The organism is Pseudomonas fluorescens (assembly GCF_001648775.1).
Classification (GTDB): Bacteria; Pseudomonadota; Gammaproteobacteria; order Pseudomonadales; family Pseudomonadaceae; genus Aquipseudomonas; species Aquipseudomonas fluorescens_M.
This window is the reverse complement of the sequence record NZ_LVEJ01000009.1, coordinates 2,065-16,233: the sequence shown is the minus strand read 5'-3', so window position 1 is coordinate 16,233 and position 14,169 is coordinate 2,065. Positions and strand designations below refer to the sequence as shown.

Below are 14,169 nucleotides of genomic sequence, written 5' to 3'. Positions count from 1 at the left end.
TCCCAATCAGTCACCTCTCCCCCTGGGAGAGGGTTAGGGTGAGGGCCGATATCCCTGACTCAACAGCCATCCCCTGATCAGCCGCCCCTGCTCGTCATTCAACCCCGCCAACACCCGATCAGCCGATTCCGTGCGCAATCGCCGAACCAGATCCGCCACCTCGATGCCCTGCACATGCCAGATCCCCAACGGCTGATCCGCGGTAATCACCACCTCAGCCTCATCGACAAAGCCATCGCGCAGCACCGGCATCCGTTCAATCCGCAACGCCGCAAAATCCGCCGCCGCATGGGCCACCTGCGCATCCGGCCAATTCTGCCGCGCCTGCCAGAATGGCTGATCAGCCCAGCGCTGCTCATCGGCATAAAAATCCCGACCGATCCGCGCAAAGCGCAAAAACAACTGCTCCAGCCGCTGCTGATGAAAACGTTGTGCCAGCGCCGCGCGCTCGGGTTTGCGCAATAACGTGTTGATCACCACCGGCGCCTGCATCGCCGACGACAGCGCCTGAAAGATGCCGTTGCCCGACAGCGGATCCACCGCCATCGCTGCATCGCCGACGCGAATCCAGTTATCAGCACAGACTTGCGCAGCGAGAATCGCCGTGCTGCTGCGCGCGTGCAGTTGCGGATCGATTTCGGGCCCATCGGCAAAAAAAGCTCGCGCAAAATCCGAGGCCTGGCGCCGTTGCCGGCAGTATTCCAGCAACTGCGCCTTGCCGGGCAGTTGCGCGCTGGCGACGTCCACGGTCCATTGCCAATAACATTGGCCATCAGCCCGGCGCGCCATCCACGCCCAGCCATCGTCAAGACTCTCCACCGCGCTGGCAGTGGTGCCTGGCGTACCTTGCCAGCGATTGAGCAGACTGACCGTTTCCGGCCCGCGCAGGCCTTTGCCGAGTGCCGGGGCCTGACGTCCGCGCGCCTCGACGAGAAAATCCGCAAGCACTGTCGCCCCGCCATCCAGATCGATTCGATGTCCGTTTGCCGAGGACTGCACACTCAGCACCCGCGCCTCGATCAGCTCGACCCCTGCCTCGCGTAAAGCGTCACGCAAGCCGCGATCAAAACTCGGGCGATCCAAAAGAAATTCGATGTTCTGCGCGTGCTGCTGGCCGTTCCAGTTCACCTGCCGCTGGGACGGCAGCAGCGCATCGGCCAACGCTTGCTGCAGCCCCGCGCCGCGCAAGGCTTCCAGCACCCGTTGCGACACCCCTTCCAATGCCGCAAAGCGCCGCCATTCGCAGATCAGCGTCACCGGGTAGCCCAGCCGTCGCAGCCCCAGAGCGGCCGCCGCGCCCGCCGGGCCAGCGCCAACAATCACGATCGCCGTCATGGCCCAAGGCGCCGTTCAGGGCCGCGATAACGTGCGTGCTGTTGCAACCATTCGATGACTTGAAGATTGCTCGCCTGAGGATGCGCCAGCAAAAACCCGGCAACGTGCCCGCTCAACGCCGCGCAACCCAGGCTGGCTCCGGACTGCCCCGGATAGGTGCCGTGCACACACGCGGCAAAATCCGCCTGCGCACTGTCGAGCCACGACCATTGTTCCTCGGTGCAACGCGCATCCCCGGTCACGCGCAACACCTGCGGGTAACTCGCCGGAAACACCGGCGCCCCCTGTGCCGGGCTCGACGCGCAGAGCAACACGCCACGCGCCACCGCGGCCGCACAGGCATCGCGCAACAGGCTGCGATCCTGGCGCAAACCGAGGCTCAAATTGATCATCCGCACGTCCTGCGCCACCAGCCAGTCAATTGCCGTGGCGATCTGCAACGCACTGGTCACCCCGCGCTGATCAAACACCTGTGCCAGGCAAATCTGCGCCCCTGGCGCGCGCCGACTGATCGCTTCAATCACCGCGCTGCCGTGACCGAGTGGATCGTCACGCAGATCACTTTGCGCCAAGCCGTCCTCCAGCAACGAGAACCGCTGCCCGACAATCACCTGCACCCGCTGCGCCGCCGAATGCCCGCTGTCGACCACACCGACACGCAACTCAGGCTTCATGCAGCACCGTTTTCGAAGTCAGCACGCCGTCGAGCAATTCGAAGCGCAAATCGGCATCGGCGAGGGTCGACGGTCGGTGGCTGATGAGGATACGCGTGCGTCCGGCAAACAAACGGTCGATGGCTTCGATCACTTCACGCTCGGTGGCTTCGTCGACTGCGGAGGTCGCCTCGTCGAGCACCAGAATCAACGGATCCTGCAACAGCGCCCGGGCAATCGCGATGCGCTGCTTTTGCCCGCCGGACAACTGCTGACCACGCTCGCCCAACGGGCTGTCGAGGCCTTCGGGCAGGGAGGCGATCAGGCTGTCGAGTTGCGCCAGGCGCGCCACTTCGGCAATCGCCTCACGACTGGCGTCGGGCACCGCGTACGCGAGGTTGTCGGCGAGGCTGCCGCGAAACAGCACGATGTCCTGACTGACCACGGCGATACGCCGACGCAGTTCAAACAGGTCCAGTTCACGCAGGTCCACTTCACCGAGCAACACCCGGCCAGACTGCGGGTCGTGATGCCGTTGCAGCAGATCGATCAGGGTAGATTTACCGACGCCGGAACCGCCGCTGAGAGCGACTTTCAGACCATAGGGCAGCGTCGCTTCGATACCGCTCAAGGTACTCGGGCGCCCCGGATGACTGAAGTGCACGTTGTCAAAACGCAGCTCGCCCGAGGCCGGCAACGGTTGTGGCGAGAGCGGCGAGCGCACAGTCGGCTCTTCGCCGCGCAATTCCATCACCCGGCCGAGGCTGACGGTCATCCGCTGAATCGCCACGTACAACCCCAGCAAGCTCTGCACCGGCCCGACTGCCATGCCCAGATAGGTGGAAAACGCGATCAGCGCACCGAGCTGCCAGGTGCCCTGCACCACCCAATAACCACCGATCAAGAACGCGCAGGCACGGGACAGCGAGGTCAACGTACCCGGCACCGCCTGGGTGAAGAACTCGGTGACTTGCAGGCGCAGCAACTGGCTCATGTAGCCCTGCCCGAGGTTCTCCAGGCGCCGCGCTTCACGCTGTTGCTGCCCCGCCGACTGGATGAATTTCATCACCGGCAAGGTCTCGACCATAAACGACGACATGTCCGCCGAACGCTCGCGCAACTGCCGCACATCGCGCTCGACCTTGCGCCGCATCCAGCGCAGCCACAGCACATCGAGCGGAATCAACACCAGCGCCAATAAAGACAACTTCCATGACAGCGTGAACAACATCGCGATCGCCACGACCAAACCAATCACGCTCGACACCGCAGAAAACAATGAGTCGACGGCAAAGCGCTGAATCTCCGCAACATCACCGTCGAGCCGCGACATCAGATCACCGATGCGTCGCTGTGCGTAGAAGCTCGGCGACAGGGTTTGCAGATGCCGATAGAGATCATCGCGCAAGGCAAACAGAATTCGCCCGGACAACCGCGTGTGCAGATAACGGTTGATCCCCGACAACGCCGTGCCGAGCAAACCGGCGATGATCATCAGCACTGCAATCGTCACCAGCATCGGGAAATTGCGCGCCAGCAGACCATCGTCGATCAGCAGCTTCACCAGCCACGGCTGCACCAGTACCAGCAAAGAGGCGCACACCGATAACCCGAGCAAACCGGCAATCGCCAAACGTTGCGGGCGGACGAAACCGTACAGCCAGCGCAACGCCGCTTGCAGCGCGGCGGGGTCACGGCTGTCGATCAGCCGAACAATAAAACGCTGCATCACGAGCGCAACTGCTTGAGTTTGCGATACAGGGTCGCCCGGCTGATCCCCAAGGCGTCGGCAGCGGCCGAGACGTTGCCCTGATGGCTGTCGAGCGACTGACGGATCATCTCCAGTTCGTTTTCACGAATGCTGCCGGCCGCCGGCTTCTCAGTGGGAGTGAGTTCGTCGAGCATGCTGTCGGGCAGATGATCGAGGGTCAGCACGGTTTCACCCGGCTCACGCATGGCCAGCGCAGTGCGCAGGACCATCTCCAATTGGCGAATGTTGCCAGGCCAGTGATAGGCGCCGAGCAGACGATTGAGCTCATCGTGCAGCCGCACATTCGGCGCATCGAGTTTGCTTAACAGCCTGGTGACCAGAGCGGCGAAATCATCGCGCTCGCGCAGGGCCGGGAGCATCACGCTGATGCCGTTGACGCGGTAGAACAGGTCTTCGCGGAACTGTTTGTCGGCAACCAGGATTTTCAGATCGCGGTGGGTGGCGCAGATCAGCGCGACGTCGATGTCCTGTTCCTCGCCGGCACCGAGCGGCGCGACTTTGCGGTCCTGCAAAACCCGCAACAGCCGCGCTTGCAACGCCAGTGGCATGTCACCGATTTCATCAAGAAACAACGTGCCGCCGTGGGCCTGTTGCAAGCGGCCGATCATGCCGCCGCGCCGTGAGCCGGTGAATGCGCCTTCGCGGTAGCCGAACAGTTCCGACTCGATCAGGCCTTCGGGAATCGCCGCGCAATTCACTGCCACAAACGGTTTGTCGCAGCGACTGCCGGCCATGTGCAAGGCACGGGCGATGACTTCTTTACCGGTGCCGGTTTCCCCGAGGAGCAACACCGGCAACTCATTGGCCAGGCCTTGGCGCGCCATGCGCAGCGCGCGGGCGTAGCGGGCATTGCTGCCAGCGAGAGCTTCCAGACCGGGTTGTGGTTTAGTGGTTTTCGCCACACTGCGCGGCGGCCCGCCCACGTTGACCGAGCGTGCCGGCGCGCGCAGGGTTTTGTAGAAAAACTCACCCTTGGCGGTTTGCAGACTGCCAACACCACCCTGCTGCAGACGCGTGAGCAGTTGCACGCCATCGACACCGAGAAACTCTTCACAACGGCGTCCGACCAGCGCCGCACGTTCGGCCCGTAGCAACTGACAGGCCTGTGCGCTGACGGCGAGAATCTGCCCGCCGAGACTGACGGCCAACAGGCCTTGCCACGGCGATTCCAGATACTGCCGACGACTGTGAAAAGCCAGGACGATCTGATCGGGGAAGCTGTTGTTGAACACCCGGCTTTCGATCTGGCTGACCGCCATGCTCAGCAGCGCGGTGCTGTCGTGCACACGCCCGAGCGGACCTTCGCGGGTCAGGTCGAGAACACCAAGAATCTCACCCTGCGGGCAATGAATAGGCACCGAGGTGCAGGAAAAATCAGTGAGCCGATCAAGGTAATGTTCGCCGCAATCGATCAACGTCGGCCGCGCCTCGACCAGTGCGGTGCCGAGGGCATTGGTGCCGCGTGCCGCTTCACTCCAGCAGGCGCCGAGGGTGATGTCTTGCAGGCCGCTGCCCTTGAGCCGGTCGGCGCGCCCTTCGACGGCGAGGATGGTCGCGTCGGAGTTGGCGAGGAGAATCAGACCTTCCTTGCCTTGGCGTTCGGCGAGGTAGTCGATGGCCGGCATCGCTGCGTCAATCAGCAGGCGATTGCTTGCCAGCAGCACATCAAGGCTGGCGCTCGATTCCAGGCTCAGTTCATGTTTGCCGTTGAAATGCACGCCGTGGCTGAGGCTGCGTCGCCACGATGCATCGATCTCCGCGCGCAGCACGCCGTCAGGTACCTGGCCTTCCAGATGAAGCTTTTCCCGGGCGAGCCGGGCTTCGTGGTGAGACTTGGGATTGGTTGTTTTTATCAGAGTCATCAAGCGCTCCATAGCGGTCCGCTTTGCGCTTGTTTTATTTCAGCGCCCTGCCGGCAATCTTTACGTTAACGTCAGGGCGATGGCAAGCACCGTAGGGCGATTGGGGTTGCGGCAGGTGGCGCGGATCAGCGCCCCTGCAAGGCGTTACGCGGGAGCATGTTGTGCTCAGTTCGATACGACTCTGCCCTGGGCGCACTGGCACAGACCGGAGGAACACCGCTGCGCAAACTTTCTTCCAGCACATCCCGTAGTCTCAGCAAGCCCTCACGTTGCACCGCCAGGTTGGCCTCGATCTGTTGAATCTCGTCCATGCGGATATCGATTTGCGCGATGGTCAGCGATTTCGAACAACTGCCATCGCGCAAGAACAGACCGCGGATGGTATCGAGGGAAAATCCCAGCCGTTGGGCGTCACGCACCAGTATCAATCGCGCGACCGCCGCCTCGGCATAGTGCCGATATCCGTTGGCGTCACGGGTCGAAGGCTCCAGCAAGCCTTGCTCCTCGTAATAGCGTATGGCCGAAGCGGCAACACCCGTGCGCTTGGAAACCTCACCGATCTTCATAAAAAGTGCTTGACCTTCAAGTTGGCTTTAATCGTTAGGATAAGCCCAGGCTCAGCACGACAGCCAGTCGTTATTGAGCCACCTGATCATCTTTCACCTTTACGGAATTTGCTGATGAGCACACTGACAGAACTGCTGAAATGGCGTTACGCGACGAAAAAGTACGATCCTTCCAAGACCGTGCCCGAGGAAAAAATTGAACGCATTCTGGAAGCGGTTCGGTTAACAGCGACATCAAGTGGCCTGCAACCTTTTGAACTGCTCGTCGTGACCAATGACGAGATTCGGGAAAAGATCAAAGCCGTCAGCTGGAACCAGGCTCAGGTCACCGACTGCTCCCATTTGTTGGTGTTCGCTGCGTGGGACGACATCACGCCGGAGCGGGTCAACATGATGTTCGACTTGACGAACGAAGTGCGCGGGAGCGTTAACGAAGGTTGGGAAAACTATCGTCAGATGCTCTTGGGCATTGTCGCTGAACGTGGCAAAGAGGCCAATTATCAGGCGGCTGCGCGGCAGGCCTATATTGGTCTGGGTTCGGCTCTGATCGCCGCGGCATTCGAAGAAGTCGATGCCACGCCGATGGAAGGTTTCGACCCGGCAGCCATCGACGAAATCCTCGGCCTCACGGCGCGCAACTTGCGCAGCGTAGTGCTACTGCCTATCGGGCATCGGGCGGCGGAAGGCGACTGGCTGGTCAACTTGAAGAAGGTTCGCCGCTCGCGAGAAAACTTCGTTACCGAGATCAAGTAAGCCGTACAAGAGCGGGCGGCTGCCGCATGCCTGGGGCATGTTGAGATTTGCTAATCACAGTCGCCCGCTTCACTGCCTCGATTCGCAATGAATCCGAGAGCCGATCAATACTGAAAAATCCCTCCAGCGTTCTGATGCTGAATTTCTTCTGCATGCGTAAAATTCAATTTATTATTGCAATTCGATAATTTTACATCGAGAATTAGTCATTCCCAATGACACCGCAAGGATTTTTCATGAGTACTCGTAGCAACGGATTGGCGCAGCGCATGCATTGGGTCGGATTGCTGGCCGCGGTTCTCGTCTGGGTTCTGGCTGTTACCGAGATCGGTGGCAACGCTTCGATCTGGTTTTTCAAAACGGATGAAATGCTCGCGGCCCTGCTCTACGCCTTCGCCGAAAACTCGCCGCAATTGCTTGATCCGTTTGTCGAAGGTGCACTGCTGGCGCCCGACACCTGGCTCTCGCCTCTGGTCACTGCGCTGCTCGTCGTGCTGGATTTTCTGCCGGTGCTGCTCTCGACCTACGTACTCTGGCTGACAGGGTTGTTTTTCCTGCGCTTGTCGCGCGGCGAAACCTGGACTGAGCGCAACATCAAGGTGCTGTGGCGAGTGGGGATTTTGTGCATCATTTCTCCGGCGGCCTACCCGCTGATAGAGACCTTGCAGGGTCTGACACTGTCGATTGATCTGCCGCCCGGCGAGCGCATTTTTCAGTTCTCGATCGGCCTGTCTTCCGCTTCTGCCTACGAGATTGTCAAAGGCGTATTGCTCTGTTTATTTTCCATTATCATGCGCGATGCAAAAGTACTCAGCGATGAGCAAAGTCAATATATATAGAACAATACAATGACCATTATCGTCCGCCTTGACGTTGTCATGGCCACACAAAAAATTCGCTCGAAAGAGTTAGCCAGCCTGCTGGGCATCACCGAGGCCAACCTGTCATTACTGAAAAATGGCAAGGTCAAGGGCGTGAAAATGGCCACCCTCGACAAGCTCTGCGCGGCACTCGATTGCCAGCCCGGCGATCTTCTGGAATACCAGAAAGACTGAGACTTGCGCAGGCGCGCACGTTAATTGTCGCCCGTCCCCACCGTTTAACTCTTATTCAATCCTTAGTTGTAAGGCGGCTTTGTCATGACCCGGTTTTTATTCTGCGCGCTGTTATCGCTGACAGCGTTGATCAGTGGCTGCGCCACACAATTGGACGTAGCGCTAAATGCCACGCCTGATCCCGACTACCACTTTGACCGACAGGCGACTGTGCTGGTGACGTCGGCAAGCGGCAGTGACGAGAACGCACTGAATGCCCGCTACTATCTTCGCGACATGGTTAACGCGCTGAAAGACAGAGGCTTCAAGGAGGTTTTTACCGACGCCAGTCTGCCGAAGAACCATGCGCCGATAAAAATGACTGTCAGCCTCGACGTTGGCAGTCGACAGGTGACTTATCGTTATACCGCCACCGAGTATGGGCAAGTGCCGACCAGCACCTCTACCGTGTGCAAGAACAGCAAGAAAAAAGACGACCGACTGACCTGCACGAGTACACCCAACACGACGTATGGCCCGATAGGCACCTCGGAACGCACCGGTTACACCACGCTGAGTACTTTCAACATCACTGCGCGGGATGAACTCAGCAGGCGCTCGGTCTACTTGCTTCGAGCGTCGTCCTATAACGATGACTGCCAATCAGCCAAGGTCGAAGACTTTCTGGTCGAGCAAGGTTTGCAGAACTTGAACTTCGAGGACCGCGTGCAGCGTAATTACACCGTGACGATGCCTGAAGGTTATCGCTGCAGTTGAGGTCTGCTTCACAGCACAGGCTGCGCATAAGTGAGCCTGCGCTGTGACGCTATCTCACGTTAAACGTGCGGATCACCCGGCGGTTTGGTTGGCGCCGCATATTGCGGCTTGAGATGGCCATCCTGATCGAGTAGCCAGGCGTCCATGATCTGCCGCACCACGGGTCCTGCGACACGACCACCCGCCTCACCGTTTTCGATCATCACCGAAATCGCGATTTTCGGATGCTCTGCCGGCGCGAAACCAACGAACAACGCGTTATCACGGTGGCGCTCGAGGGTCTTCTCGCGGTTATAGCGTTCGCCCTGCTTGATCGCCACCACCTGCGCCGTACCACTTTTGCCGGCGATACGGTATTGCGCACCCGCCGCTGCCGCGCGAGCGATACCCCGGGCATCGTGCATCACCATCTGCATGCCATGGTTGACCTGATCCCAATCGCGCGGATTCTTCAGCAGAATGTTCGGCATCGGATGCTCGTCGACCGGCGCTACGCCATCGACGGTCTTGGCCAGGTGCGGACGATTCCACACGCCTTTGTTGGCGATCAGCGCAGTGGCCTGGGCCAGTTGCAGCGGCGTGACCTGCATGTAACCCTGGCCGATGCCGAGGATCACGGTTTCGCCGGGGAACCAGGCCTGGCGGCGCGTGGCGCGCTTCCAGGCTTGCGATGGCATCAGGCCGGGAGACTCTTCGAACATGTCCAGCGAGACTTTCTCGCCGAGGCCGAACATCGCCATGTAGTCATGCAGGCGATCGATGCCGAGCTTGTGCGCCAGGTCGTAGAAGTAGGTGTCGTTGGAACGCATAATCGCCGCGTCCATGTCCACCCAGCCGTCGCCGCTGTGGTTCCAGTTACGGTATTTGTGATCGAAGTCCGGCAGTTGGTAGTAGCCCGGATCGAACACGCGCGTCTGCGGCGTCACCACACCTGCGTCGAGGCCGGCGATCGCCACTTCTGGCTTGATCGTCGAACCCGGTGCGTACAAGCCGCGCAGAACGCGGTTGAACAGCGGCCGGTCGATGGAATCACGCAGCGCCGAATACTCCTTGGAGCTGATGCCGGTGACAAACAGGTTGGGATCGAAACTCGGGTTACTGACCATGGCGAGCACTTCGCCGGTGGACGGATCAAGCGCAACGACGGAACCACGGCGATCGCCCAGAGCGGCCTCGGCGGCTTCCTGCAGTTTGACGTCGAGGCTCAAGACGATGTTTTTTCCTGGTACCGGATCCGTGTGTTTCAGCACTCGCAGCACGCGGCCTTGCGCATTGGTCTCGACTTCCTCGTAGCCAACGTGCCCGTGCAACTGCTCTTCATAGAAGCGTTCGATGCCGGTCTTGCCGATGGACTGGGTGCCACGGTATTCCACCGAGTCGAGGGACTTGGATTCTTTTTCGTTGATGCGACCGACATAACCGATCGAATGGGCAAAGTGTGCGCCAAGCGGGTAATGACGGACGAACTGTGGCTCGACATCGAGTCCCGGCAAGCGGAACTCATTCACTGCCAATACGGCGATCTGCTCTTCCGTCAGCTCGTAGAACAGCGTAACGGGGGTGAACGGATGACGGGACTGCTTCATCGCCTTGTCGAAGACTGTGCGGTCTTCTCCGGGCAGATGCAGCAGATTGATGACCTCGTCCAGCTCCTGATTAACGTCAGTAGCGCGCTCACGCGTGATGGTCAGGTTGAAACTGGGACGGTTGTCGGCCAATAACACGCCGTTGCGGTCATAGATCAGGCCGCGCGTCGGCGGAATCGGCAAAACGTGAACGCGGTTGTTTTCGGAAATGGTCGAGTGGTAGTCGAACTCCACCACTTGCAGGATGTACAGACGCACGACCAGCGCGCAGCTGACAGCGAAGACGAACAAGGCGCAGGCAATCAATCGTTTGTTGACCAGGCGCGTCTCTTTTTCGTGATCCTTGATCGGGATTGGTTCAGGCATTTCTACAGCAGCTCTTTGACATAAATGAGTGCCGATCCGTGGGCATGACATCAGTCCGTTAAAAAACGAGCTGCACCATACCAAAAACTGCCCGGCGACTTCATAAGGTTTTTCCCCAATGGCAGCTTGAGCGACGGTTGGGGTGGCCCGAAAGCGTTGAAAAACTTTCCTGCGGGCAAAACAAAACCCCAACTGCTTTCGCAATTGGGGTTTCGGAATTTAATCTTGACGATGACCTACTCTCACATGGGGAAACCCCACACTACCATCGGCGATGCATCGTTTCACTGCTGAGTTCGGGATGGGATCAGGTGGTTCCAACGCTCTATGGTCGTCAAGAAATTCGGGTACTGAGTCGTGGCCTGTGGCCTCGCTTCAGCAAATTGGGTATGTGACAGCTTTCGGTGTTTGTGAACATCGAACTTTCGGTTCGTTTCGTCTTCACACACCGCAATCTGGTGCTCTTTCGCTTTTCAGCTCGAAGCAAGCAAATTGCTTGGGTGTTATATGGTCAAGCCTCACGGGCAATTAGTATTGGTTAGCTCAACGCCTCACAGCGCTTACACACCCAACCTATCAACGTCGTAGTCTTCGACGGCCCTTCAGGGAACTCAAGGTTCCAGTGAGATCTCATCTTGAGGCAAGTTTCCCGCTTAGATGCTTTCAGCGGTTATCTTTCCCGAACATAGCTACCCGGCAATGCCACTGGCGTGACAACCGGAACACCAGAGGTTCGTCCACTCCGGTCCTCTCGTACTAGGAGCAGCCCCTCTCAAATCTCAAACGTCCACGGCAGATAGGGACCGAACTGTCTCACGACGTTCTAAACCCAGCTCGCGTACCACTTTAAATGGCGAACAGCCATACCCTTGGGACCGGCTTCAGCCCCAGGATGTGATGAGCCGACATCGAGGTGCCAAACACCGCCGTCGATATGAACTCTTGGGCGGTATCAGCCTGTTATCCCCGGAGTACCTTTTATCCGTTGAGCGATGGCCCTTCCATACAGAACCACCGGATCACTAAGACCTACTTTCGTACCTGCTCGACGTGTCTGTCTCGCAGTCAAGCGCGCTTTTGCCTTTATACTCTACGACCGATTTCCGACCGGTCTGAGCGCACCTTCGTACTCCTCCGTTACTCTTTAGGAGGAGACCGCCCCAGTCAAACTACCCACCATACACTGTCCTCGATCCGGATAACGGACCTGAGTTAGAACCTCAAAGTTGCCAGGGTGGTATTTCAAGGATGGCTCCACGCGAACTGGCGTCCACGCTTCAAAGCCTCCCACCTATCCTACACAAGCAAATTCAAAGTCCAGTGCAAAGCTATAGTAAAGGTTCACGGGGTCTTTCCGTCTAGCCGCGGATACACTGCATCTTCACAGCGATTTCAATTTCACTGAGTCTCGGGTGGAGACAGCGCCGCCATCGTTACGCCATTCGTGCAGGTCGGAACTTACCCGACAAGGAATTTCGCTACCTTAGGACCGTTATAGTTACGGCCGCCGTTTACCGGGGCTTCGATCAAGAGCTTCGCGTTAGCTAACCCCATCAATTAACCTTCCGGCACCGGGCAGGCGTCACACCCTATACGTCCACTTTCGTGTTTGCAGAGTGCTGTGTTTTTAATAAACAGTCGCAGCGGCCTGGTATCTTCGACCGGCATGAGCTTACGGAGCAAGTCCTTCACCCTCACCGGCGCACCTTCTCCCGAAGTTACGGTGCCATTTTGCCTAGTTCCTTCACCCGAGTTCTCTCAAGCGCCTTGGTATTCTCTACCCAACCACCTGTGTCGGTTTGGGGTACGGTTCCTGGTTACCTGAAGCTTAGAAGCTTTTCTTGGAAGCATGGCATCAACCACTTCGTCACCCAAAGGGTAACTCGTCATCAGCTCTCGGCCTTAAGATCCCGGATTTACCTAAGATCTCAGCCTACCACCTTAAACTTGGACAACCAACGCCAAGCTGGCCTAGCCTTCTCCGTCCCTCCATCGCAATAACCAGAAGTACAGGAATATTAACCTGTTTTCCATCGACTACGCTTTTCAGCCTCGCCTTAGGGACCGACTAACCCTGCGTCGATTAACGTTGCGCAGGAAACCTTGGTCTTTCGGCGTGGGTGTTTTTCACACCCATTGTCGTTACTCATGTCAGCATTCGCACTTCTGATACCTCCAGCAAGCTTCTCAACTCACCTTCACAGGCTTACAGAACGCTCCTCTACCGCATCACCCGAAGGTGATACCCGTAGCTTCGGTGTATGGTTTGAGCCCCGTTACATCTTCCGCGCAGGCCGACTCGACTAGTGAGCTATTACGCTTTCTTTAAAGGGTGGCTGCTTCTAAGCCAACCTCCTAGCTGTCTAAGCCTTCCCACATCGTTTCCCACTTAACCATAACTTTGGGACCTTAGCTGACGGTCTGGGTTGTTTCCCTTTTCACGACGGACGTTAGCACCCGCCGTGTGTCTCCCATGCTCGGCACTTGTAGGTATTCGGAGTTTGCATCGGTTTGGTAAGTCGGGATGACCCCCTAGCCGAAACAGTGCTCTACCCCCTACAGTGATACATGAGGCGCTACCTAAATAGCTTTCGAGGAGAACCAGCTATCTCCGAGCTTGATTAGCCTTTCACTCCGATCCACAGGTCATCCGCTAACTTTTCAACGGTAGTCGGTTCGGTCCTCCAGTTAGTGTTACCCAACCTTCAACCTGCCCATGGATAGATCGCCCGGTTTCGGGTCTATTCCCAGCGACTAGACGCCCTATTAAGACTCGCTTTCGCTACGCCTCCCCTATTCGGTTAAGCTCGCCACTGAAAATAAGTCGCTGACCCATTATACAAAAGGTACGCAGTCACCCAACAAAGTGGGCTCCCACTGCTTGTACGCATACGGTTTCAGGATCTATTTCACTCCCCTCTCCGGGGTTCTTTTCGCCTTTCCCTCACGGTACTAGTTCACTATCGGTCAGTCAGTAGTATTTAGCCTTGGAGGATGGTCCCCCCATATTCAGACAAAGTTTCTCGTGCTCCGTCCTACTCGATTTCATGACTAAGAGATTTTCGCGTACAGGGCTATCACCCACTATGGCCGCACTTTCCAGAGCGTTCCGCTAATCTCAAAGCCACTTAAGGGCTAGTCCCCGTTCGCTCGCCACTACTAAGGGAATCTCGGTTGATTTCTTTTCCTCAGGGTACTTAGATGTTTCAGTTCCCCTGGTTCGCCTCTTGCACCTATGTATTCAGTACAAGATAACCATCTTATGATGGCTGGGTTCCCCCATTCAGACATCTCCGGATCAAAGTCTGTTTGCCGACTCCCCGAAGCTTTTCGCAGGCTACCACGTCTTTCATCGCCTCTGACTGCCAAGGCATCCACCGTATGCGCTTCTTCACTTGACCATATAACCCCAAGCAATCTGGTTATACTGTGAAGACGACATTCGCCGAAAATTCGAATTTCTCAA

General features: G+C 57.9%; 10 protein-coding genes and 2 rRNA genes. 4 read left to right on the top strand and 8 right to left on the bottom strand.

The window, feature by feature from the left end:
• Positions 1–33 precede the first annotated feature (33 nt).
• The 5 genes from qhpG to A8O26_RS09860 form a co-directional block, all read right to left on the bottom strand.
• Positions 34–1,335, bottom strand: coding sequence for a flavin-dependent monooxygenase QhpG (qhpG, locus tag A8O26_RS09880; RefSeq protein WP_064117826.1), 1,302 nt, complete (start codon positions 1,333–1,335; stop codon positions 34–36).
• Complete coding sequence (gene qhpE, locus A8O26_RS09875) at positions 1,332–2,009, bottom strand: subtilisin-like serine protease QhpE (protein ID WP_064117825.1); 678 nt, start codon at positions 2,007–2,009, stop codon at positions 1,332–1,334. Before qhpE ends, qhpG begins: the two co-directional genes overlap by 4 nt.
• The gene (locus tag A8O26_RS09870) at positions 1,999–3,717 is read right to left on the bottom strand and encodes an ABC transporter ATP-binding protein (RefSeq protein WP_064117824.1); all 1,719 of its coding nucleotides are present in this window, start codon (positions 3,715–3,717) and stop codon (positions 1,999–2,001) included. The genes qhpE and A8O26_RS09870 overlap by 11 nt, the downstream gene beginning before the upstream one ends.
• Complete coding sequence (locus A8O26_RS09865) at positions 3,717–5,621, bottom strand: sigma-54-dependent Fis family transcriptional regulator (protein ID WP_064117823.1); 1,905 nt, start codon at positions 5,619–5,621, stop codon at positions 3,717–3,719. Before A8O26_RS09865 ends, A8O26_RS09870 begins: the two co-directional genes overlap by 1 nt.
• 125 nt (positions 5,622–5,746) lie before the next feature.
• Positions 5,747–6,187: a MerR family transcriptional regulator gene (locus A8O26_RS09860; RefSeq protein WP_064117822.1), complete on the bottom strand. Its 441-nt coding sequence runs from the start codon at positions 6,185–6,187 to the stop codon at positions 5,747–5,749.
• A 114-nt stretch (positions 6,188–6,301) separates the two neighbouring features.
• On the opposite strand from A8O26_RS09860, the gene A8O26_RS09855 reads away from it, so the two are divergent.
• The 4 genes from A8O26_RS09855 (at position 6,302) to A8O26_RS09840 (ending at position 8,751) form a co-directional block, all read left to right on the top strand.
• Entirely contained in the window at positions 6,302–6,940 is a 639-nt protein-coding gene (locus A8O26_RS09855; RefSeq protein WP_064117821.1) for an NAD(P)H-dependent oxidoreductase, read from the top strand.
• 236 nt (positions 6,941–7,176) lie between these two features.
• The gene (locus A8O26_RS09850; RefSeq protein WP_064117820.1) at positions 7,177–7,779 is read left to right on the top strand and encodes a hypothetical protein; all 603 of its coding nucleotides are present in this window, start codon (positions 7,177–7,179) and stop codon (positions 7,777–7,779) included.
• Positions 7,780–7,788: 9 nt separating this feature from the next.
• Positions 7,789–7,995: a helix-turn-helix domain-containing protein gene (locus tag A8O26_RS09845; protein WP_007910409.1), complete on the top strand. Its 207-nt coding sequence runs from the start codon at positions 7,789–7,791 to the stop codon at positions 7,993–7,995.
• A gap of 84 nt (positions 7,996–8,079) precedes the next feature.
• On the top strand, positions 8,080–8,751 hold the full coding sequence (locus tag A8O26_RS09840; RefSeq protein ID WP_064117819.1) for a hypothetical protein: 672 nt from the start codon (positions 8,080–8,082) through the stop codon (positions 8,749–8,751).
• A gap of 59 nt (positions 8,752–8,810) precedes the next feature.
• Here the strand turns inward: A8O26_RS09840 and mrdA are convergent, their stop codons facing one another.
• The 3 genes from mrdA to A8O26_RS09825 form a co-directional block, all read right to left on the bottom strand.
• On the bottom strand, positions 8,811–10,703 hold the full coding sequence (mrdA, locus tag A8O26_RS09835) for a penicillin-binding protein 2 (protein ID WP_064117818.1): 1,893 nt from the start codon (positions 10,701–10,703) through the stop codon (positions 8,811–8,813).
• A 223-nt stretch (positions 10,704–10,926) separates the two neighbouring features.
• Positions 10,927–11,042: ribosomal RNA gene (gene rrf, locus A8O26_RS09830) — 5S ribosomal RNA — on the bottom strand.
• Between the two features lie 168 nt (positions 11,043–11,210).
• Positions 11,211–14,104: ribosomal RNA gene (locus A8O26_RS09825) — 23S ribosomal RNA — on the bottom strand.
• Between the last annotated feature and the right edge of the window lie 65 nt (positions 14,105–14,169).

Coding starts and splice junctions, on each gene's coding strand:
- qhpG (WP_064117826.1), bottom strand. CDS start 1,335: ATGACGGCGATCGTGATTGTTGGCGCTGGCCCGGCGGGCGCGGCGGCC.
- qhpE (WP_064117825.1), bottom strand. CDS start 2,009: ATGAAGCCTGAGTTGCGTGTCGGTGTGGTCGACAGCGGGCATTCGGCG.
- A8O26_RS09870 (WP_064117824.1), bottom strand. CDS start 3,717: ATGCAGCGTTTTATTGTTCGGCTGATCGACAGCCGTGACCCCGCCGCG.
- A8O26_RS09865 (WP_064117823.1), bottom strand. CDS start 5,621: ATGACTCTGATAAAAACAACCAATCCCAAGTCTCACCACGAAGCCCGG.
- A8O26_RS09860 (WP_064117822.1), bottom strand. CDS start 6,187: ATGAAGATCGGTGAGGTTTCCAAGCGCACGGGTGTTGCCGCTTCGGCC.
- A8O26_RS09855 (WP_064117821.1), top strand. CDS start 6,302: ATGAGCACACTGACAGAACTGCTGAAATGGCGTTACGCGACGAAAAAG.
- A8O26_RS09850 (WP_064117820.1), top strand. CDS start 7,177: ATGAGTACTCGTAGCAACGGATTGGCGCAGCGCATGCATTGGGTCGGA.
- A8O26_RS09845 (WP_007910409.1), top strand. CDS start 7,789: ATGACCATTATCGTCCGCCTTGACGTTGTCATGGCCACACAAAAAATT.
- A8O26_RS09840 (WP_064117819.1), top strand. CDS start 8,080: ATGACCCGGTTTTTATTCTGCGCGCTGTTATCGCTGACAGCGTTGATC.
- mrdA (WP_064117818.1), bottom strand. CDS start 10,703: ATGCCTGAACCAATCCCGATCAAGGATCACGAAAAAGAGACGCGCCTG.